The sequence below is a fragment of the Bordetella sp. genome (assembly GCF_051960075.1).
GTDB lineage: Bacteria > Pseudomonadota > Gammaproteobacteria > Burkholderiales > Burkholderiaceae_B > Bordetella.
In genome coordinates this window covers 12,022-35,400 of record NZ_JBQCER010000047.1, presented here as the reverse complement: position 1 = coordinate 35,400, position 23,379 = coordinate 12,022, and the positions used below count along the sequence as shown (strand labels likewise).

Genomic DNA, 23,379 nt, shown 5'->3' with positions numbered 1-23,379 from the left:
CCCTCAGGCCGTCAGCGCCGCGGCCACGATGCGCTCTGTGGCATCGACAGCCTGCCACCAGCGCTCGCCCGAGTGGGGCTGCGCCAGCGACAGCATTTCGCCCATGGCCGGCGTGGCCAGGGGCACGCCATGCGCCTGCGCCAGGGCCAGGATGCGCTCGAATGGCTCGTGCCACGGATGCATGGCCAGGTCGAAGGTGCCGTTGTGCAGCGGCATCAGCCAGCGGCCGCGCAAGTCCAGGTGGCCCTGCAGCGTCTCTTCGGGCTGCATGTGGACCTCGGGCCATTGCGCATCGTAGGCGCCGGTTTCCATGAAGGTGACGTCGAACGGACCGAAGCGCTCGCCTATGGTTTTGAATCCGGCGTGATAGCCGGTGTCGCCGCTGAAGAACACGCGCAGGTCGCCGGACAGGATCACCCATGAGGCCCACAGTGTCGAGTCGCCGTCTTTGAAGCTGCGCCCCGAGAAATGCTGCGCGGGCGTGGCCACCAGATGCACCCCGTCCAGCGAGGTCTGCTGCCACCAGTCCAGCTGGCGCACCTTGTGCGGCGCGATGCCCCAGGCGATGAGCCGTTCACCGACGCCCAGCGGCGTGATGAACATCTGCGTCTTGGGGGCAAGATCGAGCACGGCGGCGCGGTCCAGGTGGTCGTAGTGATCGTGCGACAGGATCACGCCCTTGATGGGCGGCAGTTCGTCGATGGAGATCGGAGGCGCGTGAAAGCGCCTGGGGCCGGCCCATCGCACCGGCGAGGCGCGCTCTGAAAACACGGGGTCGGTGAGCCAGAATTCGCCGGCCAGCTTGAGCAGCAGCGTCGAGTGGCCGAGACGGAAGAGGCTGGCATCGGGCGCCGCCGCCAGCATGCCGGCAGTCAGCGCGCGCACCGGGATGGGAGAACCCGGAACGGTGGTGTCGGGCTTTTGCGTCAGCATGCGCCAGGCGATGGCCAAGGTCCGCCGCAAGCCCGGCGCCTGGCGCGGGACGGGGTTGCGGAACTTGCCGTTGCGATGCTGCGGCGAGGCGGCGACGTCGGCGGGAGGCGCCTGGATGATGCGCGGGCAAAGGCAGGTCATGGAGGCATCCGGATCGGGGAGCACTGGGCTCGGATCTTTAAGTAAACTGCACTGTGTAGTTTTTAGTTTACGGGCGTTTCAGGAAAAAGTACACCGTACGGTGTAAAATTTGTCCATGACCACGCCCTCCCGACTTACCGACCGCAAGCGCGACGCCATCATCCAGGCGGCGATCGCCGAGTTCCGCGCCCATGGCTTCGAGGCCACCAGCGTGGACAAGGTGGCGGCGCGCGCCGAGGTTTCCAAGCGAACGCTCTACAACCACTTTGCGAGCAAGGACGAGTTGTTCGCCGCCATCCTGCACATTCTGTGGGAGAGCAGCGCCGCCGAGATGCGTCGGGTCTACGATCCGCGGCGACCGGTGCGCGACCAATTGATCGAGCTGCTCCAGAGCAAGCTCGCAATGCTGGCCGACGACAATTTCCTGGCGCTGGCGCGCGTGGCGATCGCCGCCGGACTGCATGCGCCGGAGCGGGCTCGCGAAATGGTGGACCGTATCAGCCGCAAGGACAACGCCATGCTGGACTGGATCCGCGCCGCCCAGAAACATGGCGCGCTCAAGGCCGACGATGCCGCGCAGGCCTGCAAGCAGCTGGAATGCCTGATCAAGGGCGTCGCGTTCTGGCCGCAGGTGGCGATGGGTCAGCCGCGGCTGACCCCGGCCGCGCAAAAGAAGCTGGCGGTGGCGAGCGTCGATCTGTTCCTGAGCCACTACGGCGCCTTTTAGCGTTAACAGGCCCTGGCGGCCGCAGGCCAGGCAGACGGGTAATGTCCATACCAGTATTGCGGCTGGGCTGTTCGAGCCGATGCGCGATCCCTACACTGGCGGCCCCGATCCCTTACCTGGAGCCTGTCATGAAGCGCTTTCACATTGCCTTGGCCGTCGCCGATCTCCAAGCCTCCATCTCGGACTACAGCGCCCGCCTCGGGCAGGCGCCGTCCGCGGTCGTACCGGGCCGATACGCGATGTGGCGCACGGACCTGCTCAATTTCTCGATCAACGAAGCGCCGGGCAGCGCAGGCCAGTTGCGGCATGTCGGATTCGAGGACGACTCGGCGCAAGGCTATTCGAGTAGCATCGACGTGAACGGCCTGTTGTGGGAGCTGTTTCCCGCAACAGAGCAGGACGCGCGGATCGTCGAGGCGTACGGCGTGCCCGTGAATCGTTGAGATTGTCCGGACTGGAGACAGGATGAGCCAAACGCCGCGATGCATCGATCATGTGGTGGTGGCCGTACACGACCTCGATGCCGCCGGTGCGTTCTACCAGCGCATGGGCTTTCAGGTGGGCGCCCGCAACCGCCATCCCTGGGGTACCGAGAACCGGGTGATCCAGTTCGGCAACGCCTTCATCGAGTTGATCACGGTGGGTCCGGATGCAGATGCGATCGCGGATCACGCGCCGGGGCACTTCAGCTTCGGCGGGTTCGTGCGCGACTATCTGCGCGAGCGCGAAGGGTTGGCAATGCTGGTGCTCGACAGCGGCGATGCAGTCGCCGACGCCGCGCGGTTTTCGGATATGGGATTGGGTTCGTTCGAGCCCTTCTTCTTCGAGCGCAAGGGACGCCGGCCGGACGGCGGCGAAACCCAGGTTGCCTTCACGCTTGCCTTCGCGGTTGCCGCCGAGGCTCCCCTGGCCGGCTTTTTCGTTTGCCAGCAGCATTTTCCCGAGAATTTCTGGAATCCGGCATTCCAGCGGCATGACAACGGGGCGAGCGCAATCGCATCGGTCGGCATGACTGCGGCGTCTGTGCCGAGGTATCGATCTTTTTTCAGCAACTTCGGTGGCGCGGCGGCGCAGCAGGATGCGCAAGGCCGTTTATCCATAGGCCTGCGCGGCGGACGGCTGACGGTCGACCCGGATCCCTGCGACCGGGCCGGACTGAAGCTTTGTTCGATGACGATCCGCGTGCCCGATGCCAAGGCGCAGGCCGAACGCCTGGCGCAGGCGGGCATTGCCTTCGACGCAAGGGATGCGGGCCCTTGCATCGCGCCCGAGACGGCATTCGGTCTTGCGATCTGCTTCGAAGACGACGACGTGGCTTGAGCTTCTCGAGACGAGGAGCGCGGCATTCAGGCCGGAGATGTCGGCATCTCCCGCAGCGTCGCGGCGCATGAAAAGGTGATGACAAGGGCTTGAAGGACGAAGCCCGCGAGCGCGAACGTCAGGCAGGCCGACTGGCCCCAGCGTGCGCCGATCAGGCCGCCCAGTGCTGCGCCCAGGGGGCGGGCGCCGGCGTTGACGGTGAGAAAAACCGCAGATACGCGGCCGAGCAAAGCGTCTGGCGTAATGGTCTGGCGCAGCGTCGTGGTTGCGATGGTCCAGATGATGGGACCAACGCCCAGCAAGAAGAAACACAGGCCGGCCAGCCAGACGCCGGGGAGCAGCAAGGTCGCCGCCAGGCTCGCGGCGGCCAGCGCGCCGCAGAAGGGGCCGATCTGGATGGCCCGCCCCAAAGGCAGCCAGGCCAGTATGCGCGGCGCCAGCAGCGCGCCGACACACATGCCCACGCCGTACAAGGCCATGGTGCCGCCTACTTCGCTTGCGCTGAGCCCGAGCGTATGGACGGCATAAGGCACGTAGACGACCAGCAGCACGAACCAGGCGATATTGAAGATGACACCCGTGATCAGGATCGGCCGCAGCAGGGCGTCCCGCCACACGAAAGCTGCGCCTTCGGCGATATCGCGCAGCGGGTGCCTGCGCGGTGCATCCCGGCGCGGTGTGTACTGATCCGGAACGGCCGCTTCGGGGGCCGCCAGCCGAAACAGAAACCCGATGGCGGCAGCGGACAACACGGCGCCCAGAACGTAGGCAGTCGAGGCGCCGACCCACGAGACCAGCGCGCCCGCGATGGCAGGACCGGCAGCGAAGGCCATGCTGCGGGCCAATTCCAGTCTGGCATTGGCTTGACCGAGAACGGCTCGCGGCGCGAGCGACGATACCAGGGCCGGAACCGTCACGCTGAAACCGATGGTGCCGACGGCGCCGATGAAGCCGAGTGCGGCCAACGATGCAATAGTCAGACTCGACCATTGCAGCAAGGCGAACGTGGCCAGCAGCGCAAGAAAGCGTATCCCTTCGCTCCAGATCATCAGGCGGCGTCCGGGCAACCGGTCCGCCAGCACGCCCATCGGCATGGAGAGCAACAGGAACGGCAAGGTTTGCATGGCGGTCAGCATGCCGACCTGCGCCGTGTCGGCCGAGAGCAGCAGCACGGCGACGAGCGGCGCTGCCGCGAGACTCAATTGCTCGGCGAATTGGGCGGCCAGGTTCGACCAGGCCAGATTCAGTATGGGACGGGGAAGGGTTTGCGACGGCATGAGGTGTGGTCCTTTTTGACCACGGCAGTTTGCCGGCCGCCACGATCGCGGGCACTCCGAATCTTGCTTGCGCGCGCCCGGGATCTCGGCGCCAGTCGCAGGCCACGCCTTCATGCGCAAGAATCGGAGTGCCGCAATGGCTAACGGTTCCTAGACTGGCCTTCCTTCATCGCTCCGACAAGCCATGCCCCGTGAGATCCGATATCTACGACTGGACCGCCGTCGAACAGGCCCTCGATAGCCGTGGCAACGCCGTCCTGCCCGGCCTTCTGGTTGCCGGGCAGTGCGACGCGCTGGCCGCGCGTTATCAAGAAAATACGGGTTACCGTTCGCGGGTGGTCATGGCGCGCCATGGATTCGGGCGTGGCGAATACAAATACTTCGCCTATCCGTTGCCGCCCTTGCTCGATCACTTGCGCCACGCGCTGTACTCGCAGCTCGTGCCTATCGCCAATCGCTGGAACCGCCAGCTGGGTATTGCCGTCCAGTATCCCGACGATCTGGATGCATTTCTGCGGCGCTGCCACGAGGCGGGCCAGCTCAGGCCTACGCCTCTGATTCTTGAATACGGCGCGGGTGACTACAACTGCCTGCACCAGGACGTTTATGGCGAACACGTTTTTCCATTGCAGGTGGCCATTCTGTTGTCGCAGCCCGGCCGGGACTTTGTCGGCGGCGAATTCGTCATGACCCAGACGACGGCGAAGGAACAGCATGCCGAGGTGGTTCCGCTGCGCCAGGGCGACGCGGTGGTATTTGCGGTCAACCAGCGGCCTGTTGCGGGTCGGCGCGGCATGCGCAGGGCGACCTCGCGCCACGGCGTCGGCTGCATTCATGACGGCAGGCGCCATACCGTGGGGCTCATTTTCCATGACGCGGCATGAGGTTCGGCGATGAGGGAAGCGTTCTCCATCACGTCGCCCGCCGCGCATGTTGACGGACTGGATTGGACGGGCATTTCCTTGCAATTGGATGCGCAAGGCTACGCCATGCTGCCCGGCCTGCTGGAGGCTGATCTGGTGCGTGGCCTGGCGCATTGCGCTCGGCAGATGCATGCCGGCTTGCCGGAGGCGTTGCAGATTATGCGCGCCGCGCTATATCGCCGTCTGGCCGGAATCGCGAATCAATGGCGTGAAACTCTGGGGCTGGACGGACGCTATCCGGCCAGGCTGGATGACTTTGTCCGGCTCGCTTGCGACGCGGGCCCGGTTCACGCGCGGTTCTGCATGAATCACCTCGGCGCCGGGGATGCCATGCCCTTGCAGCGGCACGGCGAGGACCAGTGGGCATTTCCCATGCAGGTCATCGCGCTGCTGTCCGAGCCGGGCACGGATTTCACGGGGGGAGAGTGCGTGATGACCGAGCAGCGTCCGCGCATGCAGTCGCGTGCCATTGTGGTGCCGCTCGGTTTTGGCGATGCCGCCGTCATTGCCACCGCCGCGCGTCCGTTCAAGGGCACCAATGGCCCCTATCGGGTCAGCACCCGTCACGGCATCAGCCTCGTGCGGCGCGGACAACGCCTGGGCATGGCGTTGTCATTCCATGACGCAAGAGAGACACTGTCGGACGATATCCGCCTCTGACAGGAACCATCATGGAACCCCGCCCTCCTCTTCCCCCCTTCAGCCGCGAAAGCGCCATCCAGAAAATCCGCCTGGCCGAGGACGCATGGAACAGCCGCGACCCGGCTCGCGTGGTTCTGGCCTACAGCCCCGATACGCATTGGCGCAACCGCGCCGAGTTCATTGCCGGGCGCGAACAGGCGCAGGCCTTTCTCGAGCGCAAGTGGGCACGCGAACTGGATTACCGCCTGATCAAGGAACTGTGGGCGTTCGACGGCCATCGCATCGCCGTGCGCTTCGCCTACGAATGGCATGACGACGCCGGCCAGTGGTATCGCAGCTACGGCAACGAAAATTGGGCGTTCAACGAACAGGGCCTGATGACGCATCGCCATGCCAGCATCAACGACCTGCCCATCAAGGAGGCGGATCGAAAGTACTTCTGGCCTCTGGGCCGACGCCCGGATGCGCATCCGGGCTTGTCCGATCTGGGCCTCTAGCGTCCAGGCCGTCGATATCGCTAGGCTACCTCGATCACCCAGTCCGGCCGAAAGCCTTCCTGCTCGCCCTTGCCCGCATAACCCAGCGGATTGGCCACGACGCGGCAAGATACGTCGCGTCCGCCGCGCTGCCCCGCCACGCGGTAATCGTGCGGGCAATGCAGGTGCCCGTGTATCCACAAGTCGGCCTGCGGCAGCAGGTCGTCCAGCGCATTGCAGAACCCCGCCGTGCCGGGCGACAGGCCATAGCGCGGATCGGCGCTGAGCAAGGTCGGCGCAAAGTGCGTCACCACGACCGTCGTTCCTTCATAAGGTTGCGATAGCGCCTGGCGCAGCCAGGCGTGGCAGTCCAGGCCGAGCTGACGCATCTCTTCGGCCAGCACGGGCTGTCCATCGCGCAAGGTGGTGTTCTTGCTGAGATAGAAGTTGGCCGCCCGGTAGGCCTTATCAAGCTGCTGCCGCCGCAGCGTCTCGGTTTTCTGCCGCATGGCCAGTGCTTCGAAGTCGGACCAGAGCGTGGTGCCGATGAAGCGGATGCCGTCGACGACGAGGGTTTCTTTCTCAAGCCAGATAATGCCCAGGCGCTCGCAGGTCTGGCGCAGCCGAAGCAGAGTTTCATCGAATTCCAGACCGTCGAATTCATGGTTGCCGGGCACGTAGAGCACCTTGGGCCAGTTGGCTTCGCGCCCCAGCGGCGCGTAGCGTTCCAGCCCGAAATCCGCACCATCGAGCTTCGATCCCGCTTGATAGGAACCGATGTCGCCCGCCAGCACCAGCAGGTCCGTATTCGGCGCGGGCGTGAAGGTGAAATCGGGGTTGGATTCGAGATGCAGATCGGACAGGACTTGCAGGCGCATGGGGGTATATTGATTCGGCGACGAAGGAGAGGCAGCATGGATAGTAAGTCGATATGCGACATGACGGCGCTGCAAATGCGCGCCGAGATCGAAACCGGGCATTTGAGCGCGCGGCAGGTGATGGAGGCCCATCTGGCCAACATCGAGGCGCGCAATCCGGCGGTCAACGCCATCGTCACGCTGGATGCCGAAGGGGCGCTGCGCCAGGCTGCCGCAGCCGATGCCAGACAGGTTGCCGGTCGGCCGCTGGGCCTGCTGCACGGCCTGCCGGTGGCGCATAAAGACAGCTTCTTCACGGCAGGCATGCGCACCACGCACGGCTCGCCGGTGCATCGCGATTTCGTGCCCGAGCGCAGCAGCCTGGCGGTGACGCGCCAGCAAGAGGCCGGCGCGATCACGGTGGGCAAGACCAATCTGCCGGAGTTCGGCGCCGGCTCGCATACGTTCAATCCGGTATTCGGCGCCACGCGCAACCCGTACGACCTGAGCCGAACGTCCGGCGGCAGCAGCGGCGGCGCGGCGGCGGCGTTGGCGGCGCGCATGCTGCCTCTGGCCGACGGCACCGACATGGGCGGCTCGCTGCGCAATCCGGCCAATTTCTGCAATGTAGTGGGGCTGCGCCCGTCGCCGGGCCGCGTGCCGCAATGGCCCTCTCTTACGCCCTACAGCACGCTGACCGTGGCGGGCCCGATGGCGCGCACCGTGGCCGACGCCGCGCTGATGCTGGCCGTGCTGGCCGGCCCCGACGCGCGCGATCCGATCAGCATCGAACAGGATCCGTTTCGTTTTGCCAGTTCGCTGGAACGCGACTTTGCCGGCACGCGCATCGCCTGCGCGCCGTCCTGGGGCGGCCTGCCGGTGGAGCCGGCAGTGCTGCAGGCCATCCAGGCGCAGTTGCCGGTGTTCGAATCGCTAGGCTGCAAGATCGAAGAGGCCTGCCTCGATTTCGGCAACGCCGATGCCGCATTTCATGCGCTGCGCGCGCAGCTCTTCGCCATATCGTTGGGCGATACGGTTCGCGCCCATCGCGACAAGACCAAGCAGACGGTGATCTGGAATACCGAGCTGGGCTTGAGCCAGCCGGCCGAGGCGCTGATCCGCGCCGAGCGCGAGCGGGCCGCGCTGTTCGAACGCACGCATGCCTTCATGGAAAAGTACGAATTCATGATCGGCGTGGTGAGCCAGGTGACGCCTTTCGCGGTGGAAACCGAATACCCCACCGAGATTGCCGGCACGGCGATGCGCAATTACATAGACTGGATGCGTTCGAGCTACTACGTCACCATGACCGGCCATCCCGCGATTTCCGTGCCGTGCGGCTTTACCGAGCAGGGCTTGCCGGTGGGCCTGCAGATCGTGGGCCGTTATCGCGACGAATGGGGCGTGCTGCAGCTGGCGCATGCTTTCGAGCAGGCCACGCAGTTCTGGAGGCAGGCGCCCAAACTGTAGTGATGTGCGGCAGCGGCGCGCTGGCGCTGCGACGGCGGCTATACCTGCTCGAAACGGCCGTAGCGCTTGTCCAGGAATTGGCGCTCGCTTTCGAGTTCGCTCACCACGGCGGCCGGCGGGCCGCGGCGCATCCATTCGAGCATCCGGTCTACCTGGTCGGGCGTGCCCTGCACCAAGGCTTCGACCGTGCCATTGGGCAGGTTCTGCACCCAACCGGTAATGCCCAGCATGTGGGCGCGGCGCACGGCGGCGTGGCGATAGCCTACTCCCTGGACTTTGCCATGAACGGTGATGAGCAGAGATTCGATGTGCGGGTCTTGCATGAGGGTTCCTTGCGCGGGGCGCGCGGGGCTGGGGTTCTTCTATACTTTGAGCCGGTATTTTGCCTTTCCGGCGCCCCTCGAACGAAGAACAATGGCGAGAATAACGATGAGCCAAAACCTTTCCACCGTCACCACTATCGAAGACTTGCGCGTCGTCGCGCAAAAGCGCGTGCCGCGCATGTTCTACGACTATGCCGATTCCGGCGCCTGGACGGAAAGCACCTACCGCGCCAACGAAAGCGATTTCCAGAAAATCAAGTTTCGCCAGCGCGTGGCGGTCGATATGGAGGGGCGCTCGCTGCGAACCACGATGATAGGCCAGGACGTCATCATGCCCGTGGCGCTGGCGCCCACGGGCCTGACCGGCATGCAGCACGCCGACGGTGAAATGCTGGCTGCGCAGGCGGCCAGCCAATTCGGTGTGCCCTTCACGCTCTCGACCATGAGCATCTGCTCGATCGAAGACGTGGCCGCCGCCACCGGCAAGCCCTTCTGGTTCCAGCTCTACGTGATGCGCGACCGCGATTTCGTGATGAATCTGATCGACCGCGCCAAGGCGGCCAACTGCTCGGCGCTGGTGCTCACGCTGGATTTGCAGATCCTCGGGCAGCGCCACAAAGATATCAAGAACGGCCTGTCGGCGCCGCCCAAGCCCACGTTGCGCAATCTCATCAACCTGGCCACCAAGCCGCGCTGGTGCATGGGCATGCTTGCCACCCCTCGGCGCACCTTCGGCAACATCGTGGGCCACGCCAAGGGCGTGAGCGACCTGTCCTCGCTGTCGTCCTGGACGGCCGAGCAGTTCGATCCGTGCCTGTCGTGGGACGATGTGGCCTGGATCAAGCAGCGTTGGGGCGGCAAGCTCATCATCAAGGGCATCCTGGACGCGGAAGACGCGCGCCTGGCCGCCGATAGCGGCGCCGACGCGCTCATCGTCAGCAACCACGGCGGTCGCCAGCTCGACGGCGCGCGCTCGTCCATCGAGGTGCTGCCCTCGGTCGTGGACGCGGCCGGCTCGAAGATCGAAGTGTGGCTCGACAGCGGCATCCGCTCGGGCCAGGACGTGCTCAAGGCCGTCGCCCTGGGTGCGCGCGGCACCATGATCGGCCGCGCCTTTTTGTACGGCCTGGGGGCATACGGCCGCGCCGGCGTGACCCGCGCGCTCGAGATCCTCTACAAGGAAATGGATGTGACGATGGCGCTGTGCGGGCGCAAGAACATCGCCGACGTGGACAAGCGCATCCTGGTGCCGGGCACGTATCCCGCCTAGCTCGGCGCGGCTTTTCGGGGCCTTCATGCAAAACCTGCAGACGCTGCTGCACAGCTACGGCAATTGGGTGGTCTTTCTCAACGTGCTGGTTGAGCAGGCGGGCCTGCCGATTCCTTCCTATCCGACCCTGCTCGCGTCGGGCGCCGTGTCGAGCGGCCCGGCCGGCTGGATTTCCGCCTGGCTGCTGGCCGCCCTGGCTTGCTGGACGGCTGATTCGGCCTGGTATTGGGCCGGCGGAAAGTTCGGCGACACGCTGCTGCGCATGGTCTGCAAGGTGTCGCTGTCGCGCGACTCCTGCATACGCCAGACGCAAAGCCGGTTCTTGCGGGTCGGCGTGTTCGCGCTGCTGGTTTCCAAATTCCTGCCCGGCGCGGGGGCGCTCACCAATGTGATGAATGGATATGCCGGCACGCCCTACCGGCGTTTCGTGGTGTTCGAATTGCTCGGCGCATTGATCTGGGCAGGCTCCGGTCTGCTGCTGGGGGCTTTGTTCCGCGACGTGGTCGGTCGGGTGGTGGGGCTGCTTGGCCAGTATGGCAAGTGGGGCCTTCTGCTGCTGGCCGCGCTGCTCGCGGTTTATGTGGCTGTGCGCGCCGTGCGCCGCTGGCTGCTGGTGCGCAGTTTGCGCGTCGTGCCGCGCCTGTCCATCGGTGAATTGCTGCAGTGGCAGGCCGCCGGGTGCGCGCCGGTGGTGATCGACGTGCGGCCCGGCGATCTGGAATCGATGCCGCGCATTCCCGGCGCTATCGTCGCCGATATGCATGCGCCGGTTTCCGATCTGGGTCTGCAGGGTGACAGCCGCATCGTCGTGTATTGCGCGTGCCCCAACGAAGTCTCGGCCGCCAGGCTGGCCGCGCGGCTGCGGGCCGAAGGCTACGGCGACACCTGGGCGCTGCTGGGCGGCTACGACGCGTGGGCACGCCAAGCCCGTGCGGTCTCCGGCGTACCCGCCATCCAGGATGCCGGCGGGGCCTGAGCTTTTTCGACGTTCAAACCAGACATCGGGTTGGAGCCGTTAGCCGGCCTGGACGAATCACGCCGGCCAGTCTACTTGCAGCGACATCGAGTACTTCATTTTGTCGTGCGGGAAGGTGGTGACCGTGACCAGCATGGGAATAGTCTGCTCGCCGTAATAGCGCCGAGTGATGACCAGCCCGGCGGTCTTGGGGGCGACCCGCAGCTGCTCGGCCATGGCCTTGGGGATGGGGGTGGCCGCGAAATCCTGCCCGACTTCGCGGATGCGCTGGCTATAGTGCGATTCGATCAGCGCCGATAAGGGCATGCGCACCTTGCCGATGTCGTCTCGGATTGCGGCGTAGTCCGGGTGCACGAAGGCCTCGGAGTACGCCACGGGCGTGGACGTACCGCCGAGCAGCTTGACGGCGCGCACATGCAGCCATTCTTGCTTGGGCGGGCAGCCCAGCAATTCAGCCTGACGGACGTTGGCCTTGATGGTGCGCACGTCGCGCAGCCGCAGATCGGCGTTCTGGATATAGAGAAACAGATCGGCGAGCTGGGAAATGCGCTGTGTGTAGCGTGTGGGGGGCTTTACGGCCTCGATGCGCGTGCCCACGCCGGCGCGACGCGACACCATGCCGGCCTCGGTCAGCAAGCGTATGGCCTCGCGCACCGTATGGCGGCTGGCCTGGTAGCGTGCGCACAGATCGTGCTCGGTGGGCAGCAGGGACATCAGCGGATATTGGCCGCTGCGGATGCCGGCGATCAGATCCTGATAGATGGACTTGTAGCGCGGCTCGCGGTCCTGGCTGGCTGCGGGCGCTGCGGATGCCTGGATCATATCGGGCATGGGCGACGTGGTGGATTTCATCGCGGTGTAATTTTGGGGCAATCGCGTATTGACAAGTTCGGCATGCTGGCGGGATTATTTGTCCGGACATTCATGTCCGGACAAATTGTACGGCCAAACCTGCGGACCGAATACTGACCAGGTCCACAAAATCGAAGGGGAGTGCATGAACAGGATCTTCTCAATTCTTGCGGCCGGCGTCCTGGCCGCAGGCTTCGTTGCGAGCGCCAGCGCGCAACAGCACCTGGTGGTCGCCGGCTATGGCGGCTCTTTCGAGGACTTGATGCGCAAGGACGTCCTTCCGCCGTTTGCAAAGGCGCACAACGTCACCATCGATTATGTGGCCGGCAATTCCACGGACACGGTCGCGCGTCTGGTGGCGCAAAAAAGCAACCAGCAGATCGACGTGGCCATCGTCGACGACGGTCCCATGTACCAGGCCATCGCGCTGGGCCTGTGCGAACCCATCAAGAATCTGCCGAAGGCCGATCTGTATCCCAGCGCGCTTTTCCCGCAGGACAAGGCTGTGGGCCTGGGCCTGGTCGCCACCGGCATCATGTACAGCAAGAAGTACTTCGCCGACCATGGCTGGGCGCCGCCCACGTCCTGGAAAGACCTGACCGATCCCAAGTACAAGCAGCTGCTGGTCATTCCGCCGCTGAACAACACCTACGGCCTGCACGCGCTCATCGAATTCGCGCGGATGAACGGCGGCGGCGAGAAGAACATCGACCCGGGATTCAAGGCTTTCAAGAAAGAGGTCGATCCCAATGTGCTGGTCTATGAACCCTCGCCGGGAAAGATGACCGAGCTGTTCACGAGCGGGCAGGCCGTCATCGGGGTATGGGGCAGCAGCCGCGTCAAGGCGCTGGCCGACACAGGCTTCCCGGTGGGCTTCGTCTATCCCAAGGAGGGCGCTTATGCCTTGCTGGTGGTGGGTTGCGTCGTCGCCAAGCCGCATCCCAATCCTCTTGCGCAGCAGCTTATCGACTATCTGGCCTCGCCCGAAGGCCAGGCCAAAATGGCCGCAGCCCTGGGCGCCGCGCCCGTCAACAAGAAGACGACGATCAAGGACGATCCCAACGTGCCCTTGCCTATCGGTGCGCGCGCGGCCAAGTTGCTTACGGTCGATTGGGACACGGTCAACCAGCATCGCACCGAATGGAATACCCGCTGGACGCACGAGATCGAGCATTGAACGATTGCGTTTGCCGCATTGCCGTGTAGAGAGAATAGAAACCGCGTCATGAGCTATCTGGTTTTGAATGGACTGAGCAAGCGCTACGGCGACATGGTCGCGGTGGACAGCTTGAGCCTGTCGGTGGAACAGGGCGAGTTCATCTCGCTCCTGGGCCCCTCGGGGTGCGGCAAGACCACGACTCTGCAGATGATCGCCGGTTTCATCGAACCCACCTCGGGCAGCATCACGCTGGCCGGCCGCGATCTGAACCGCGTGCCAGCCAACAAGCGCGGTCTGGGGCTGGTGTTCCAGAACTACGCCTTGTTCCCACACATGACGGCGGCGCAGAACGTGGCCTTTGGCCTGGAGATGCAGAGCGTGGGCAAGCAGGAGCGCAACAGGCGGGTCGGCGAGGCGCTCGAGATGGTGGGGCTGGCGCATCTGGCCGACCGCCATCCTGCGCGCATGTCGGGCGGCCAGCAGCAGCGCGTGGCCCTGGCCAGGGCGCTGGTGATCAAGCCCTCGATGCTGCTGCTGGACGAACCTCTGTCCAATCTCGACGCCAAGCTGCGCGAAGAGATGCAGCTCGAACTGCGCGCCATCCAGCGCACCGTGGGCACCACGACCGTCCTGGTCACGCACGACCAGTCCGAGGCCCTGGCCCTGTCCGATCGCATCGTGGTCATGAATCACGGCCGCGTCGAGCAAGTGGCCGATCCGTATTCGGCCTATGAAGATCCGGTCAGCCGCTTCGTGGGCGGCTTTCTGGGCAAGGCCAACGTCTTCGCCGTCGAGGCCGCGCAGCACGAAGGCCAGGCCTGCGCGCGCATCGGCGAGGCTCATGTCGCGCTCGACGGCCGGCCCATGCCGATCGGCCAGGTGATCGTGCGGCCCGAGAAGATCACGTTCGGCGAAGCGTCGGCATCCGCCCTGCCGGGGAAGATGCGCGCCCGCGTGTTCCAGGGCAATCACTGGCTGTGCCAGGTCGAGACCTCGGTGGGTGAAGTGCTGGTGCTACGCCAGAACGATGGCGTGCCGGTGCCGCCCGAAGGCAGTGCGGTGCATTTGCGCTGGCAGGCGCCGGACATGCGGCCGGTCGAGTCGGCGCGCGAGGATCGGACCTGACGATGCAGGCGCGCGCCAATCCCTGGCTGCTGAGTACGCCGGCCCTGGTCGTGTACTCCGTTTTTCTCATCGTGCCGCTGCTCATGGTGTTCGTGATCAGCTTCTACGATTTCAAATTCATGGGCGGCATGCAGCCCGCCTTCATCTGGAAAAACTACATCCAGGTTTTTTCGGATCACTACTATCACCAGATTTTTCTGCGTACCTATGTGGTGGCGATCCTGGTGACGCTGGCCTGCGCCGTGCTGGGCACGTTCGAGGCCTATGTGCTGTCGCGCATGCGCAATCCCTGGAAGGGCTTGTTCCTGATGATCGTGCTGGGCCCGCTGCTGACATCGGTGGTGGTGCGCACCCTGGGTTGGGCGCTGCTCTTCGGTTCCACGGGCTTGATCAGCAAGACGCTCATGGCGCTCGGCCTGGCGTCGCGGCCCGTCAGCCTGATGTACACCGATCTGGGTATGGGCATCGCGCTGACGCACGTGCTGGTGCCCTTCATGGTGATCTCGGTGTGGGCATCCCTGCAGCGCATCAACCCCGCCACCGAAGCGGCGGCGTTGTCGCTGGGGGCCGGGCAGCTCACGGTGATCTGGCGCGTGATCGTGCCGCAGATCATGCCGGGCATTCTATCGGGCTCCATCATGGTGTTCGCCATGGCGGCCAGCGCCTTCGCCACGCCGGCCATCATCGCGGGCCGGCGCCTGCAGACGGTGGCCACGGCGGCGTACGACGAGTTTCTCAACACCCTGAATTGGCCGCTGGGCGCCGCGCTGGCCGTGCTGCTGCTGATTTCCATGGTGATCGTGCTGCTGGCGGCCAACCGCATGGTCGAGCGCCGCTACGGAGCGATTTTCAACGGATAGAGAGGCATCATGGCCACCCGCAACGGACCGCTCAGCCTGCTGTTTCACGCGCTCTTCATTCTTTTCATCCTGGCGCCGATCATCATGGTGTGCGCGGTGTCCTTCACGCCGCTGGGCTATATCTCGCTGCCGACCACGGGGCTGTCGCTGCGGCATTTCCGCGAAATCGCCCAGAACCCCGAGTTCATCGAGGCCATCTGGTTCAGCCTGGGGCTGGGCACCTTGTCGGCCACGCTGGCCACCGCCTTGTCGCTGCCCGGCGCGATGGCGATCGCGCGCAACCGCTTTCGCGGACGCGAAGCGCTGCTGGCCTTTCTGATGTCGCCGCTGCTGGTGCCGTCGGTGGTGCTGGGCCTGGCCTTTCTCAGATTCTTCACCAGCGTCGGGCTGGCGGGCACTTTCATCGGATTGGTGATCGCGCACGTGATCATCATCATGCCCTATGCCTTGCGCCTGGTTCTGGCTTCGGCCACCGGCATCGACCCGATGCTCGAGCGCGCCGCGTTGTCGCTGGGCGCATCGGCCTGGACCGCGTTCCGGCGCGTGGTGCTGCCGCTGGTCATGCCCGGGGTTATCAGCGGCTGGGTGATCGCCTTCATCACCAGCTTCGACGAGCTGACCATGTCGATCTTCATCGCATCGCCCTCGACCACGACGCTGCCGGTGCGCATCTTCCTGCACATCCAGGATACGATCGATCCGATGGTGACGGCGGTATCGGCGCTTCTGATTTTCGCGACGGCCATTGCGGTCTTCATTCTCGATCGCATCGTCGGGCTGGAAACGCTATTTGTCGGAAAAGGACGCTAATGAATCAAGCAACAGGCCTCGCGCCCGCGGCAAGCGCCGCACCGCGCGACGGCATTTACGATGCCCTGGTCGTCGGCGGCGGCCTGGTGGGTTCGTCCATCGCCTACGGCCTGCGCCGCCAGCTCGGGCGCGTGGCCGTGCTCGACGAGGGCGACGTGGCCTATCGCGCTTCGCGCGGCAATTTCGGCCTGGTCTGGGTGCAGAGCAAGGGCATGGGCATGGCCCGTTATTCGGTCTGGACACAGTCGTCGGCGGCGGTCTGGCCGCAGCTGGCCCGCGAACTGCTGGATAAAACCGGCGTGGACGTGCGCCTGGAGCAGAACGGCGGTCTGCATCTCTGCCTGAGCGACGAAGAGGTCGAGGGGCGCATCGCGTACATGAACGAGCTGATGGCGCAGCCGGGCATGAAACCCTACGACTGGAAGATGCTCGACCGCCAGGAGCTGCTCGATATGATGCCGGGCGCGGGGCCCGATGTGCGCGGGGCATGCTGGACGTCGCTCGACGGCATCGCCAATCCGCTCAAGCTGCTGCGCGCCCTGCATACCGCTTTCGCGCAGGACGAGGTCGATTATCTGCCGCGCTGCCCGGCGCAGGGCATTCGGTTCGATGACGGCATTTTTTCGGTGAGCACGCCCGGCGGCGTGCTGCGTTCGCGCAAACTCGTCGTGGCCTGCGGCCTGGGCAATAAAGAGATGGCCAGGCAGGTCGGCCTGGATGTGCCCGTGCGGCCGCAACGCGGTCAGATCATCGTGCTCGAGCGCACCCGCCGCATTCTCGAGACGCCCATCACCACGTTGCGGCAGATGGACGAGGGCAGCTGGCTGATCGGCGATTCCCAGGAAGAGGCCGGTTTTGCCGATGACGAGGTGAAGCTGCCCATTCTGGGCACATTGGCCGATCGCGCCGTGCGCATGCTGCCCGCGCTGCGCGATGTGCGCGCGGTACGGACCTGGTCGGCGCTGCGGGTGATGTCGCCCGACGGCTTTCCCATTTACGAACAATCCGCCACCTGCCCCGGCGCTTTCGTGGTCACCTGCCACAGCGGCGTGACGCTGGCCGGAGCCCATGCGCTCAAGATGGCGCCCATGATTGTCAGCGGCATGCTCGATGAAGACATGTCGCCGTTTTCCACTCGGAGGTTTCATGTTCAAAAGGCTAGCTGAGGCCGAGCGCCAGGCCGCCGGTGCGCCGGTGCGCATCACGGTAGACGGCCAGGCCGTGGCCTGCCGCGCCGGCGACAGCGTGGCGGCGGCCTTGTTTGCCAGCGGCCGCGACGCGTGCCGCGACACCGTGGTCAACGACGTGCCGCGTGGCCCCTATTGCATGATGGGCGTGTGCTACGACTGCCTGGTGACGATAGATGGCCGGCCCAATCGGCAGGCCTGCATGACCCAGGTGGCCGAGGGCATGAATATCGAGCGCCAGCGCGGCGCGCGCGAGGTGCAATGATGCAGGTCACGCAATGCGAACTGCTGATCGTGGGCGCGGGGCCGGCGGGTCTTTCGGCCGCTGCCGTTGCCGCCGCGCTGGGTGTGGACACCCTGCTGCTGGACGAGCAGCAGGCACCCGGCGGACAGATCTATCGCGCCATCACCACGACGCCGGTCACCGACAGGCGCATCCTGGGTGACGATTACTGGCACGGCGCGAGCCTGCTCGAGCCGTTCAAGGCCAGCGGCGCGCGCCACGAGCCCGGCGCCACGGTATGGTCGATCTCGCGCAGGACCGCGCCCGATCCCGAAGAAGGTTTCGAGGTGGGCTATTCGGTGGGCGGCGAGGCACGCCTGCTGCATGCCAGGCACATCCTGCTGGCCACCGGTGCGCAGGAACGGCCCTTTCCCATTCCGGGCTGGACGCTGCCCGGTGTGGTCACGGCCGGGGCGGCGCAGATACTGCTTAAGTCCGCTGGGCTGGTGCCCGGCGACCGCACGGTCCTGGCCGGCTGCGGCCCGCTGCTCTACCTGATCGCCTGGCAATACCTGAATGCGGGCGTCAAGATCGACCGCATCCTCGAGACCACGCCGGCGGGTCGGCTGCAGAAGGCCTTGCCACATGCCTTCGATTTTCTGCGCTCGCCTTATTTCGGCAAGGGCATGAAGCTGGTGCGCGAGGTCAAGGCGGCTATTTCCATCGTCAAGGGCGTCCAGGGCCTGAAGGCTCTGGGCAAGGACAAGCTCGAATCGGTGCAATATACCGTCGACGGGCGCACTGAGACGACAGCGGCCGATCAACTCATGCTGCATCAAGGCGTGGTGCCCAATGTGAATCTGTCGCGCGCGGCCGGTATCGAGCACGATTGGAATCCCGCGATGGATTGCTGGCAGCCCAAGGTCGACGCCTGGGGCGCGACCTCGGTGCCGGGCATCGGCATTGCGGGCGACGGCGCGGGCATCGCGGGCGCTCGGGCGGCGGAGTACCGCGGCTTGCTGGCGGCCTTGAACGCGGCCTGCGTGCTGGGCCATATCGATACGGCGCAGCGCGACCAGGATGCCAGGCCTTACTGGAAGGCCCTGGAGCGTGCAGTGCGCGGACGCGCCTTCTTCGATGCGCTTTACAAGGCGCCCGACGAATATCGCCGCCCGACGGGCGACACCATCGTGTGCCGTTGCGAGGAGGTTACGGCCGACCAGGTGCGCCAGACGGTGGCGCTGGGCTGTTCCGGGCCCAACCAGATGAAGGCTTTTCTGCGTTGCGGGATGGGGCCGTGCCAAGGCCGCTTCTGCGGCCTGACGGTGAGCGAACTCATCGCCCAAGAGCGCGGCGTTCCCGTATCGGAAGTCGGCTATTACCGGCTGCGCTTTCCGACCAAGCCGCTGACGCTGGGCGAGCTGGCGTCGCTGCCGCAGACCGAAGATTCCAGGCAGGCGGTCATACGGATGAAGAAGCGGGGCGGCGCCTAGCGCCACAGGGGTATCAATGAGCGACACGCGCAGCGCGGCGGTCATCGTCATCGGCGGCGGACTGCACGGCAGCTCGACCGCGTTGCACCTGGCGCGCGCCGGCGTGTCGGCGCTGGTGATCGAGAAGAACTACGTCGGTCGCCATGCCTCGGGCGTGAATGCCGGCGGCGTGCGCACGCTGGCGCGCCATGTGGCCGAGATACCGCTGGCGCTGGCCTCGCGCGAACTTTGGTATCGCATCGACGAGCTGGTCGACGACGATTGTGGCTTCGAGCAGCACGGCCAGATACGCGTAGCCGAGAACGAGGCCGACGTGGCTGTGTTGCAAGAGCGTCTGCGGCTGATGCAGTCGCTGGGCTACACGCACGAGACCTGGATGGACGCCGATGAACTGCGCAGTCTGGTTCCTCGAATTGCGCCCACGGTGCGCGGCGGTCTGGCCGCGCGCGAAGACGCGGCGGCCGATCCTTACCGCACGACCCTGGCCTTTCGCCGCAAGGCCGCCAGCCTGGGTGCGCGTTTTCTCGAAGGTGTGCGGGTGCATGAGCTCAGGCGCGAAGCGGGGCAATGGGCGGTCTCGACCAGCGACGGCGTCTACACCGCGCCCGTCGTGGTCAATTGCGCCGGCGCCTGGGCCGACCGCATTGCGGCGCAGTGGGACGAACCTGTGCCCTTGCAGCCCATCAGTCCCATGATGCTGGTCACGCTGCGCATGGAGCACTTTCTCGATCCGGTGGTGATCGGCACGGGACGACCCTTGTCTTTCAAGCAGCGCGCCAACGGCACGGTGCTGATCGGCGGCGGGCGGCGCGCCTGGCTGGACCGCGACGCCGAGTCGACGGAACTGGATTTTCGCGAATTGGGCGCGGGAGCGCGCACGGTATGCGACCTGTTTCCGCATATGAAAGAGGCCGTCGTCAATCGCGGCTGGGCCGGCATCGAAGCCGCCATGCCCGACGAGATCCCGGTCATCGGCGCCAGCCTGAAACGGGAAGGCGCCTTCCATGCCTTCGGCTTCTCGGCCCACGGTTTCGAGCTCGGGCCCATCGTCGGCCAGGTCATGAGCGAGCTCGTCACGCAGGGTTCGACATCGTTCCCCATCGCGCCCTTCACCATCGGGCGCTTCGGCCCAACCTGAGGCCGCCGGCGTCGGCGGTCGGCCGTGCCCGGCAAGACGCATAATAGATGCTTCATACATACGCGAACGCGCGTGGAGCAAGTCATGCGGATATTGGTATTGGGCGCCGGGGGCACCGGCGGATTCTTCGGCGGCCGCGCAGCGCAGGCCGGCGTGGACGTGACCTTTCTGGTGCGTCCGGCGCGCGCAGCGCTGCTGCGTGAAAACGGCTTGCGCATCAAGACCGATCAAGGCACCGATGTGATCGTGCCCAAGCTGGCAACTGCGGATGCGCTGGGCGGCCCCTACGACGTGGTGATCGTGAGCTGCAAGGCCTATGACTTGGACGGCGCCATCGAGTCGATCAGGCCCGTCATGCAGCAGAATCCCGAGGCGGTTGTTTTGCCCATTCTCAACGGCATGCGGCACTACGACGCGCTCGACGCGGCATTCGGCCAGGAGCGCGTGCTGGGCGGCCTGTGCCACGTCATGGCTACCATCGGTGCGGAAGGCGAGATTGTGGTCATGGGGGCGCTGGGCGCCATCATCTTTGGCGAACGCGCGGGCGGTATCAGCGAGCGCGGCGAGGCCATCCGCAAGGCGCTCGAGCCCGCAGCATTCAGCCCCAAGCTCAGCGACGACATCAACCAGGAAATCTGGGAGAAGTACACCTTCCTGTCGACCCTGGCCGCATCCACCTGCCTGATGCGCGGCAGCGTGGGCGAGATCGCACGCACCGCCGGCGGCGAACACTTCATGCGCAGCCTGCTCGATGAAATCAACAGCGTGGCGCGTGGCCATGGCCACGCCATGCGGCCCAAGGCCGAAGCCTTTTCGATCAGCATGCTGACCGATTCCTCTTCAGGTGCGACCGCGTCCATGTTCCGCGACCTGCGCCAGGGCGGGCAGATCGAGGGCGAGCATCTCATCGGCGACATGGTGCAGCGTGCGGACAAGCTGGGATTGCAAGTGCCTTATTTGCGCGCAGCCTACGTCCACATCCAGGTCTACCTGGCGCAGCGTGCCGCGCGTCAGGCGTGAATACCGCAAGGTTTCTGCGCGGTTCGATGGAGGCATGACGCATGCGCAGCATCTATCTGGCGGGGTTCGACGTGTTTCGCGCCGACGCGATGGCGCAGGGCGAGCGGCTCAAGGCGCTTTGCCTGGCGCACGGGTTCGAGGGCCTCTACCCCCTGGACAACGCGCTGCCCCCGGACCTGACCGGCCGTGCGGCGGCGCAATGGATCTACGAGCAGAACATCGGCCTGATAGGCCGAGCCGATTTCATCATGGCCAATCTCAATGTGTTCCGTGGACTCGAGCCCGACTCGGGTACAGCCTTTGAAGTGGGTTACGGCGCGGCGCTGGGCAAACCGGTGTGGGCCTACACCGACGATGCCCGTCCGTTGGTGGCGCAAGCCGGCGTGACGCGCGCCGCGTCGCGCGTCGTCGATGCCCCGGGCTATACCGTCGAAGATTTAGGCCTGAACGTGAATCTGATGCTGGCCTGCGCGGCGCGTGTAGTGGTAGGCGACGCGCAAACCTGTCTGCGGGAAATCGCCGCGGCCTGAACGGTCGCGGCGTCTTCGCGCGCCGCGTTCAGGCTGCTCGAGCCAAGCCGTCGGCCTGCACGGCTTGCTCATCGCGCAGGTGCTGCACGTGCCGAGCCAGTTCGGCGATATGCAATGCGACCAGTCCGTTCGCCGTGGCGTAGCGAGCCAGTTCGTCGCCGCGCATCATGGTGCCGTCGGGGTTCATCAGCTCGCACAGTACGCCGGCCGGATTCAAGCCCGCCAGTCTGGCCAGGTCGACCGACCCTTCGGTGTGCCCGCGGCGGGTCAGCACCCCTCCCGGCTGTGCGCGCAGCGGGAACACATGGCCGGGGCTGACCAGATCGCTGGGTGCGGCATCGGGCGCGATGGCAGCCTGAATCGTCTTGACGCGATCGGCCGCCGAGACGCCCGTGGTCACGCCGTGACGCGCCTCGATCGATATCGTGAACGCCGTGCCATGGCGGCTGCCGTTGTCGGCCACCATGGGCGCCAGGCCCAGACGGTCCAGCGTTTCGCCGGGCAGGCATAGGCAGACGATGCAGCTGCCGTCGCGGATCAACCGGGCCATGGCGGGCACCGTGAGCGTATCGGCGGCGACGATCAGATCGGCTTCGTTCTCGCGGTCGGCGTCATCCATCAAGATGACGGGACGGCCTCGGCGCAGGTCATGCAGCGCGTGTTCGAGCCGCGTGGCAAAGGGAAGGTCGAAAAGGGAGTGGGTATGGGACATGGAAACGCTCTCGCTGATGGAAGTGGCGAAAAACGTTCCAGGGCTGCCGACAGCCGAACGCAATGACGCCGGCGCAAGCCGAAGGCCCGCGCCGGGTATCGTGTCGGCACATCTTCTCTCATCCGGACTGTGACCGTCGGCTCTGGCATCGCACCAGATCTGCTGACCCTGCGTTGATGCGGACTCGCATCGAAGCAGGCGCTCGCGGGCTCGCCGCATTGCGCGGCCTACCGCCGGTGGGGAATTTCGCCCCGCCCTGAAGACGTACTCTTGAGCCGTGCGTTATCACACGGCTTCGGTCATTGTACGCGCGGCGTTTTGCCGCTGGGCCGCCCCGAGGCAAAACGCCTCCGGGAGGCTCATTCCTTTTTTTTCTTTTTCTTGGGCAGCGCGAGCATGGTGCCGCGGCAGGACGGCGCGCCGCACAGGCAGCGATAGCCTTCCTTGAGCTTTTTGGTGATGCGGCCATCCATGACCAGGCCGTAGTCGTAGGACAGCTCTTCGCCGCGCTTGATGTCGCGCGCGGCGACGATATAGACGCGCTTGCCGCCCTTGCCTTCTTGCGATTCGCAATTGGGCTCGCAGCCGTGGTTGATCCAGCGCGCATCGTTGCCCTGGTCGCCGCCGTCGATGATCTTGCCGGACGACAGCGAGAAGAAGAACGTGTGGAAAGGATCGTCGGGGTTGGTGGGGTGGCGCCGGTCGGCCTCTTTGTCGGAGATGCGGGTGCCGCCGTACTCGATGATGCGCGTGCCCGCCGGGATCTTGCGCGCGGCAAATACGCCGTTGCCGTGCAGCTTGGAGCGGCGCACGACGTGCCAGGGCTTTTCGGTGTCGATAGTCATGTGTGGGGCTGAAGGCGCGAACCCGCCGCGGGCTCGTGAGGCCAAATTATAGGATAGGGGTGTTGCCTGGCGATGACGTGCGCCGCCGGC

The 23,379-nt window shown here is 65.4% G+C and carries 26 protein-coding genes and 1 riboswitch; of the genes, 19 read left to right on the top strand and 7 right to left on the bottom strand.

The window, feature by feature from the left end; genetic code table 11:
• Positions 1-3: 3 nt before the first annotated feature.
• Positions 4-1,074: an MBL fold metallo-hydrolase gene (locus tag ACTHJ1_RS06090; RefSeq protein WP_440189213.1), complete on the bottom strand. Its 1,071-nt coding sequence runs from the start codon at positions 1,072-1,074 to the stop codon at positions 4-6.
• Positions 1,075-1,189: 115 nt separating this feature from the next.
• Between ACTHJ1_RS06090 and ACTHJ1_RS06085 the strand changes: the two genes are divergently transcribed.
• From ACTHJ1_RS06085 to ACTHJ1_RS06075, 3 genes are all read left to right on the top strand, one after another.
• Positions 1,190-1,801 (top strand): TetR/AcrR family transcriptional regulator, encoded by a 612-nt coding sequence (locus ACTHJ1_RS06085; protein ID WP_440189210.1) that lies wholly within the window; start codon positions 1,190-1,192, stop codon positions 1,799-1,801.
• A 128-nt stretch (positions 1,802-1,929) separates the two neighbouring features.
• On the top strand, positions 1,930-2,244 hold the full coding sequence (locus ACTHJ1_RS06080) for a hypothetical protein (RefSeq protein WP_440189207.1): 315 nt from the start codon (positions 1,930-1,932) through the stop codon (positions 2,242-2,244).
• A gap of 22 nt (positions 2,245-2,266) precedes the next feature.
• Entirely contained in the window at positions 2,267-3,121 is an 855-nt protein-coding gene (locus ACTHJ1_RS06075) for a VOC family protein (RefSeq protein WP_440189204.1), read from the top strand.
• Positions 3,122-3,147: 26 nt separating this feature from the next.
• Here ACTHJ1_RS06075 and ACTHJ1_RS06070 read toward each other — a convergent pair whose 3' ends face one another.
• Positions 3,148-4,398 carry an MFS transporter gene (locus ACTHJ1_RS06070; protein ID WP_440189201.1) on the bottom strand — a complete coding sequence of 417 codons (1,251 nt, stop codon included), beginning with the start codon at positions 4,396-4,398 and terminating at the stop codon, positions 3,148-3,150.
• 191 nt (positions 4,399-4,589) lie between these two features.
• On the opposite strand from ACTHJ1_RS06070, the gene ACTHJ1_RS06065 reads away from it, so the two are divergent.
• Genes ACTHJ1_RS06065 through ACTHJ1_RS06055 form a run of 3 tightly spaced genes read left to right on the top strand, consistent with a single transcriptional unit; the run spans position 4,590 to position 6,460 of the window.
• Positions 4,590-5,282: a 2OG-Fe(II) oxygenase gene (locus tag ACTHJ1_RS06065; RefSeq protein WP_440189198.1), complete on the top strand. Its 693-nt coding sequence runs from the start codon at positions 4,590-4,592 to the stop codon at positions 5,280-5,282.
• Positions 5,283-5,291: 9 nt separating this feature from the next.
• Positions 5,292-5,981, top strand: a complete 690-nt coding sequence (locus ACTHJ1_RS06060; RefSeq protein WP_440189195.1) for a 2OG-Fe(II) oxygenase — start codon at positions 5,292-5,294, stop codon at positions 5,979-5,981.
• Positions 5,982-5,992: 11 nt separating this feature from the next.
• Complete coding sequence (locus ACTHJ1_RS06055) at positions 5,993-6,460, top strand: nuclear transport factor 2 family protein (RefSeq protein ID WP_440189192.1); 468 nt, start codon at positions 5,993-5,995, stop codon at positions 6,458-6,460.
• Between the two features lie 20 nt (positions 6,461-6,480).
• Here the strand turns inward: ACTHJ1_RS06055 and ACTHJ1_RS06050 are convergent, their stop codons facing one another.
• The gene (locus ACTHJ1_RS06050) at positions 6,481-7,317 is read right to left on the bottom strand and encodes a metallophosphoesterase (protein WP_440189189.1); all 837 of its coding nucleotides are present in this window, start codon (positions 7,315-7,317) and stop codon (positions 6,481-6,483) included.
• A 36-nt stretch (positions 7,318-7,353) separates the two neighbouring features.
• On the opposite strand from ACTHJ1_RS06050, the gene ACTHJ1_RS06045 reads away from it, so the two are divergent.
• Positions 7,354-8,766 (top strand): amidase, encoded by a 1,413-nt coding sequence (locus tag ACTHJ1_RS06045; RefSeq protein ID WP_440189186.1) that lies wholly within the window; start codon positions 7,354-7,356, stop codon positions 8,764-8,766.
• 38 nt (positions 8,767-8,804) lie between these two features.
• Here the strand turns inward: ACTHJ1_RS06045 and ACTHJ1_RS06040 are convergent, their stop codons facing one another.
• Positions 8,805-9,089, bottom strand: a complete 285-nt coding sequence (locus tag ACTHJ1_RS06040) for an acylphosphatase (protein ID WP_440189183.1) — start codon at positions 9,087-9,089, stop codon at positions 8,805-8,807.
• 106 nt (positions 9,090-9,195) lie between these two features.
• On the opposite strand from ACTHJ1_RS06040, the gene ACTHJ1_RS06035 reads away from it, so the two are divergent.
• On the top strand, positions 9,196-10,359 hold the full coding sequence (locus ACTHJ1_RS06035) for an alpha-hydroxy acid oxidase (protein WP_440189180.1): 1,164 nt from the start codon (positions 9,196-9,198) through the stop codon (positions 10,357-10,359).
• 25 nt (positions 10,360-10,384) lie between these two features.
• Entirely contained in the window at positions 10,385-11,335 is a 951-nt protein-coding gene (locus ACTHJ1_RS06030; protein ID WP_440189177.1) for a VTT domain-containing protein, read from the top strand.
• A 57-nt stretch (positions 11,336-11,392) separates the two neighbouring features.
• Here ACTHJ1_RS06030 and ACTHJ1_RS06025 read toward each other — a convergent pair whose 3' ends face one another.
• On the bottom strand, positions 11,393-12,187 hold the full coding sequence (locus tag ACTHJ1_RS06025) for a GntR family transcriptional regulator (protein ID WP_440189174.1): 795 nt from the start codon (positions 12,185-12,187) through the stop codon (positions 11,393-11,395).
• A gap of 145 nt (positions 12,188-12,332) precedes the next feature.
• Between ACTHJ1_RS06025 and ACTHJ1_RS06020 the strand changes: the two genes are divergently transcribed.
• The 10 genes from ACTHJ1_RS06020 (at position 12,333) to ACTHJ1_RS05975 (ending at position 21,732) form a co-directional block, all read left to right on the top strand.
• Entirely contained in the window at positions 12,333-13,364 is a 1,032-nt protein-coding gene (locus ACTHJ1_RS06020; RefSeq protein WP_440189171.1) for an ABC transporter substrate-binding protein, read from the top strand.
• Positions 13,365-13,412: 48 nt separating this feature from the next.
• Entirely contained in the window at positions 13,413-14,471 is a 1,059-nt protein-coding gene (locus ACTHJ1_RS06015) for an ABC transporter ATP-binding protein (protein WP_440189168.1), read from the top strand.
• 2 nt (positions 14,472-14,473) lie between these two features.
• Positions 14,474-15,331 carry an ABC transporter permease gene (locus ACTHJ1_RS06010; RefSeq protein WP_440189165.1) on the top strand — a complete coding sequence of 286 codons (858 nt, stop codon included), beginning with the start codon at positions 14,474-14,476 and terminating at the stop codon, positions 15,329-15,331.
• 9 nt (positions 15,332-15,340) lie between these two features.
• The gene (locus tag ACTHJ1_RS06005) at positions 15,341-16,141 is read left to right on the top strand and encodes an ABC transporter permease (RefSeq protein ID WP_440189162.1); all 801 of its coding nucleotides are present in this window, start codon (positions 15,341-15,343) and stop codon (positions 16,139-16,141) included.
• On the top strand, positions 16,141-17,307 hold the full coding sequence (locus tag ACTHJ1_RS06000) for an NAD(P)/FAD-dependent oxidoreductase (protein WP_440189160.1): 1,167 nt from the start codon (positions 16,141-16,143) through the stop codon (positions 17,305-17,307). Before ACTHJ1_RS06005 ends, ACTHJ1_RS06000 begins: the two co-directional genes overlap by 1 nt.
• Complete coding sequence (locus ACTHJ1_RS05995; protein WP_440189157.1) at positions 17,288-17,593, top strand: (2Fe-2S)-binding protein; 306 nt, start codon at positions 17,288-17,290, stop codon at positions 17,591-17,593. Before ACTHJ1_RS06000 ends, ACTHJ1_RS05995 begins: the two co-directional genes overlap by 20 nt.
• The gene (locus ACTHJ1_RS05990) at positions 17,590-19,044 is read left to right on the top strand and encodes an NAD(P)/FAD-dependent oxidoreductase (RefSeq protein WP_440189154.1); all 1,455 of its coding nucleotides are present in this window, start codon (positions 17,590-17,592) and stop codon (positions 19,042-19,044) included. The genes ACTHJ1_RS05995 and ACTHJ1_RS05990 overlap by 4 nt, the downstream gene beginning before the upstream one ends.
• Positions 19,045-19,060: 16 nt before the next feature.
• Complete coding sequence (locus ACTHJ1_RS05985; RefSeq protein ID WP_440189151.1) at positions 19,061-20,182, top strand: NAD(P)/FAD-dependent oxidoreductase; 1,122 nt, start codon at positions 19,061-19,063, stop codon at positions 20,180-20,182.
• Positions 20,183-20,266: 84 nt separating this feature from the next.
• A complete protein-coding gene (gene panE / locus ACTHJ1_RS05980) occupies positions 20,267-21,202 on the top strand; it encodes a 2-dehydropantoate 2-reductase (protein ID WP_440189148.1) in 936 nt (311 codons plus the stop codon).
• A 41-nt stretch (positions 21,203-21,243) separates the two neighbouring features.
• Positions 21,244-21,732: a nucleoside 2-deoxyribosyltransferase gene (locus ACTHJ1_RS05975; RefSeq protein WP_440189145.1), complete on the top strand. Its 489-nt coding sequence runs from the start codon at positions 21,244-21,246 to the stop codon at positions 21,730-21,732.
• A gap of 28 nt (positions 21,733-21,760) precedes the next feature.
• Here ACTHJ1_RS05975 and ribB read toward each other — a convergent pair whose 3' ends face one another.
• Positions 21,761-22,444: a 3,4-dihydroxy-2-butanone-4-phosphate synthase gene (ribB, locus tag ACTHJ1_RS05970; RefSeq protein WP_440189142.1), complete on the bottom strand. Its 684-nt coding sequence runs from the start codon at positions 22,442-22,444 to the stop codon at positions 21,761-21,763.
• Between the two features lie 106 nt (positions 22,445-22,550).
• Positions 22,551-22,712, bottom strand: a riboswitch (FMN riboswitch).
• A 91-nt stretch (positions 22,713-22,803) separates the two neighbouring features.
• On the bottom strand, positions 22,804-23,289 hold the full coding sequence (locus ACTHJ1_RS05965) for an SET domain-containing protein (protein ID WP_440189139.1): 486 nt from the start codon (positions 23,287-23,289) through the stop codon (positions 22,804-22,806).
• Positions 23,290-23,379 lie beyond the last annotated feature (90 nt).

What these genes read in the sequence shown, in the direction of transcription:
- ACTHJ1_RS06090 (WP_440189213.1), bottom strand. Translation starts at nt 1,074, where the DNA reads ATGACCTGCCTTTGCCCGCGCATCATCCAGGCGCCTCCCGCCGACGTC.
- ACTHJ1_RS06085 (WP_440189210.1), top strand. Translation starts at nt 1,190, where the DNA reads ATGACCACGCCCTCCCGACTTACCGACCGCAAGCGCGACGCCATCATC.
- ACTHJ1_RS06080 (WP_440189207.1), top strand. Translation starts at nt 1,930, where the DNA reads ATGAAGCGCTTTCACATTGCCTTGGCCGTCGCCGATCTCCAAGCCTCC.
- ACTHJ1_RS06075 (WP_440189204.1), top strand. Translation starts at nt 2,267, where the DNA reads ATGAGCCAAACGCCGCGATGCATCGATCATGTGGTGGTGGCCGTACAC.
- ACTHJ1_RS06070 (WP_440189201.1), bottom strand. Translation starts at nt 4,398, where the DNA reads ATGCCGTCGCAAACCCTTCCCCGTCCCATACTGAATCTGGCCTGGTCG.
- ACTHJ1_RS06060 (WP_440189195.1), top strand. Translation starts at nt 5,292, where the DNA reads ATGAGGGAAGCGTTCTCCATCACGTCGCCCGCCGCGCATGTTGACGGA.
- ACTHJ1_RS06055 (WP_440189192.1), top strand. Translation starts at nt 5,993, where the DNA reads ATGGAACCCCGCCCTCCTCTTCCCCCCTTCAGCCGCGAAAGCGCCATC.
- ACTHJ1_RS06050 (WP_440189189.1), bottom strand. Translation starts at nt 7,317, where the DNA reads ATGCGCCTGCAAGTCCTGTCCGATCTGCATCTCGAATCCAACCCCGAT.
- ACTHJ1_RS06045 (WP_440189186.1), top strand. Translation starts at nt 7,354, where the DNA reads ATGGATAGTAAGTCGATATGCGACATGACGGCGCTGCAAATGCGCGCC.
- ACTHJ1_RS06040 (WP_440189183.1), bottom strand. Translation starts at nt 9,089, where the DNA reads ATGCAAGACCCGCACATCGAATCTCTGCTCATCACCGTTCATGGCAAA.
- ACTHJ1_RS06035 (WP_440189180.1), top strand. Translation starts at nt 9,196, where the DNA reads ATGAGCCAAAACCTTTCCACCGTCACCACTATCGAAGACTTGCGCGTC.
- ACTHJ1_RS06030 (WP_440189177.1), top strand. Translation starts at nt 10,385, where the DNA reads ATGCAAAACCTGCAGACGCTGCTGCACAGCTACGGCAATTGGGTGGTC.
- ACTHJ1_RS06025 (WP_440189174.1), bottom strand. Translation starts at nt 12,187, where the DNA reads ATGAAATCCACCACGTCGCCCATGCCCGATATGATCCAGGCATCCGCA.
- ACTHJ1_RS06020 (WP_440189171.1), top strand. Translation starts at nt 12,333, where the DNA reads ATGAACAGGATCTTCTCAATTCTTGCGGCCGGCGTCCTGGCCGCAGGC.
- ACTHJ1_RS06015 (WP_440189168.1), top strand. Translation starts at nt 13,413, where the DNA reads ATGAGCTATCTGGTTTTGAATGGACTGAGCAAGCGCTACGGCGACATG.
- ACTHJ1_RS06010 (WP_440189165.1), top strand. Translation starts at nt 14,474, where the DNA reads ATGCAGGCGCGCGCCAATCCCTGGCTGCTGAGTACGCCGGCCCTGGTC.
- ACTHJ1_RS06005 (WP_440189162.1), top strand. Translation starts at nt 15,341, where the DNA reads ATGGCCACCCGCAACGGACCGCTCAGCCTGCTGTTTCACGCGCTCTTC.
- ACTHJ1_RS06000 (WP_440189160.1), top strand. Translation starts at nt 16,141, where the DNA reads ATGAATCAAGCAACAGGCCTCGCGCCCGCGGCAAGCGCCGCACCGCGC.
- ACTHJ1_RS05995 (WP_440189157.1), top strand. Translation starts at nt 17,288, where the DNA reads ATGTTCAAAAGGCTAGCTGAGGCCGAGCGCCAGGCCGCCGGTGCGCCG.
- ACTHJ1_RS05990 (WP_440189154.1), top strand. Translation starts at nt 17,590, where the DNA reads ATGATGCAGGTCACGCAATGCGAACTGCTGATCGTGGGCGCGGGGCCG.
- ACTHJ1_RS05985 (WP_440189151.1), top strand. Translation starts at nt 19,061, where the DNA reads ATGAGCGACACGCGCAGCGCGGCGGTCATCGTCATCGGCGGCGGACTG.
- panE (WP_440189148.1), top strand. Translation starts at nt 20,267, where the DNA reads ATGCGGATATTGGTATTGGGCGCCGGGGGCACCGGCGGATTCTTCGGC.
- ACTHJ1_RS05975 (WP_440189145.1), top strand. Translation starts at nt 21,244, where the DNA reads ATGCGCAGCATCTATCTGGCGGGGTTCGACGTGTTTCGCGCCGACGCG.
- ribB (WP_440189142.1), bottom strand. Translation starts at nt 22,444, where the DNA reads ATGTCCCATACCCACTCCCTTTTCGACCTTCCCTTTGCCACGCGGCTC.
- ACTHJ1_RS05965 (WP_440189139.1), bottom strand. Translation starts at nt 23,289, where the DNA reads ATGACTATCGACACCGAAAAGCCCTGGCACGTCGTGCGCCGCTCCAAG.